This is a genomic window from Solemya elarraichensis gill symbiont, from assembly GCF_002021095.1.
In the GTDB taxonomy this organism is placed as follows: domain Bacteria; phylum Pseudomonadota; class Gammaproteobacteria; order Chromatiales; family Chromatiaceae.
This window is the reverse complement of record NZ_MPRK01000269.1, coordinates 1-2,306: the sequence shown is the minus strand read 5'-3', so window position 1 is coordinate 2,306 and position 2,306 is coordinate 1. Positions and strand designations below refer to the sequence as shown.

At 46.3% G+C, this 2,306-nt stretch carries 2 protein-coding genes and 1 pseudogene; all 3 read right to left on the bottom strand.

From position 1 onward, the window contains the following. Nucleotides 1-798: 16S rRNA (adenine(1518)-N(6)/adenine(1519)-N(6))-dimethyltransferase RsmA (rsmA, locus tag BOW51_RS10030; protein WP_078477594.1), on the bottom strand; the 798-nt coding region annotated here is incomplete at its 3' end. A gap of 100 nt (nt 799-898) precedes the next feature. Continuing rightward, on the bottom strand, nt 899-1,441 hold the full coding sequence (locus BOW51_RS10025; RefSeq protein ID WP_078477593.1) for a DUF924 family protein: 543 nt from the start codon (nt 1,439-1,441) through the stop codon (nt 899-901). Between the two features lie 88 nt (nt 1,442-1,529). Further along, nucleotides 1,530-2,090: pseudogene (locus BOW51_RS10020) on the bottom strand (glutathione S-transferase); the annotation flags it as partial. Nucleotides 2,091-2,306: the final 216 nt, after the last annotated feature.

The window sequence follows — 2,306 nt, the reverse complement described above, 5'->3', positions numbered from 1 at the left end:
TTCAGTCGTATCTGTTTCTGTTTTGGTGGCGAGACAGTTTGCCAGGCTGACAAAGGTCTCGACCGGAATCTGCTCGGCTCGCAATGAAGGATCAATGCCGCAAGACTCCAATGTTGTGGCGTCGGCTACTTTTTTCAAGGCGTTGCGCAGTGTTTTGCGTCGCATGCTGAAGGCGCTGACGAGCACCTGGTTAAATAGTACCGGGTTTCTGATGGCGGCAATTTTGTTAACGTCGGGAACCAGTCGCACAACGGCAGAATCAATCTTGGGCGGAGGCCTGAAAGCACCCGGGCCAATCGTAAACAGCGGCCGCACACTGCAGCGGGCCTGAATCGCAACCGAGAGCCTGCCGTAACTTTTGTTCCCATGCGGGGCGGCAATGCGTTCAACCACCTCTTTTTGCAGCATAACGTGAAGATCCTCAACGCAGTCTGCCTGCTCAAGCAGGTGGAATAGCAATGGGGTTGAGATGTTGTAGGGCAAGTTGCCGACAACTCGAAGTTTTCCCGATGTGGCAAGCGAGCAGAAATCAAACTTGAGCGCATCGGCGTTGTGCACAGTGAGATTGTCGGGATTGCCGCATGCATCGGCAATACCGGGGGCGAGATCCCTATCGATCTCGATGACATCCAGATGCCTGCACTCTTTCACCAGCAGGCGTGTGATAGCTGCCTCACCGGGACCGATCTCGACCAGGTGCTGGTCAGCCTGCGGATTCACCGCCGTGACAATACGCTGGATGACGCCCTGATCGTGCAAGAAGTTTTGCCCGAAACGTTTTCGGGGTATATGTGACATGGTTGCCTTGGTCAATTGTGCGTTGGCCTACATTCTAACCGATTAAGGCAAAGGAAAAGCCCAGGATAAAATGCGTACAGCGTAAGTGTATTGTTATGTTTCAGCCCTTAAATGCATTATTTGATTCTAAATAATGTTTTTCTTCTTTGGTGCTTTCCCGGCCAAGAATTATATTTCTATGCGGAAAGCGGCCAAATTGTCTGACTAAATCACGATGATGCTCAGCAAGCCGAAGATTGCCAGTCAGGTTATGTTGTTTGAAGAGCTTAACTGATAGCTCCTGATCTTCGATATTTTCACTGTGCATTAAATGCATGATAAGAAAGGGCAGGGTTTCTTGTTTTAGTTCTTTATCGAAGCCTTTATTAACAGCAAATTTTGAGATCTCAATGGCTTTGCTTTCTGTTTCAAAACTACGAGGATCACCTCTGAACATATTGAGAGGGAATTGATCCAGAACGATTGCTAAAGCCAAACAGCCCTCAGCTGAATCTCTCCAGCCATTAAGCGCATCATTTTTTGCCAGATGCCAGACTTCCTCGTAACGGGTTTTTATTTCCAGGTCCAACTCCGGTGTAGAGGCAAACCAGGCTTTTTTAAGCCTGTCGGAATACCAGTAGTCGATGATGTCGCTTGGAGTCATTTGTACTCAGAGTAAAAGATTATAGTTATGCATGCTGGTCTCAATTCAGGCATGTATGATTTGCCTCATGACCCTTGAAGTCTATTGGTTAAACTTCAATTTCATCTTCCTTGATCACTTCAGTTTCAATCTTGCCAGCCTCGATCCACTCGACGATGGCCGGGTGTGCCAATACACTTTTAACATACTCTTCTTCAATACCGTCCAGTGGAATATTGTAGCCACTGAACCTAAGAGCAATTGGAGCAAACATTGCATCAGCAATAGAGTAGTTGCCAAACAGCCATTCGCCTTCGCCGCCAAATTCACTTCGGCATGTTTTCCAAAGCGCGCTTATTCGTTCAATCTCTTTCTCTGCACCCTCGGATAGCTTAATGCCATTGAACGCTTTGCGGCAGTTCATCGGCAGCTGGTTTCTTACATTGAAATAACTTGAATGCATCTCGGAACTCATTGACCTGGCAACAGAGCGAGCTTTTGTATCGGTTGGCCAGCCCTTGCCGGATAGATACTGCTCAGAAATATATTCAAGTATTGATAGTGAGTCCCAAACCTCTAACTCATCATCTTTCAATATTGGAACCTTTAAATCTGAGTTGTATTCAGATAGTTCATGGTTAGTTGTGTCGGTAAAGAGCGCGACTCTCTTCTCTTCAAAAGCTACCTAGTAGTGCTTCATTAGAATCCAGGGCCTTAACGACCAGGAAGAGTAGTTTTTATTTCCGATTACTAACGTTAATTTTGACATGTACACAATTCCTTTGTGAGATGTGTAGTTGTGTTAACGGGCGGTGGTGCAACGAACAATACTTCAGTGTTTAGGTTTGTTTTTTCGATTAGCCCAGGGGTCAATATCCTTATCCTT

Excerpts from the sequence above, each read along its gene's own strand:
- BOW51_RS10025 (WP_078477593.1), bottom strand. The coding sequence starts at position 1,441 with ATGACTCCAAGCGACATCATCGACTACTGGTATTCCGACAGGCTTAAA.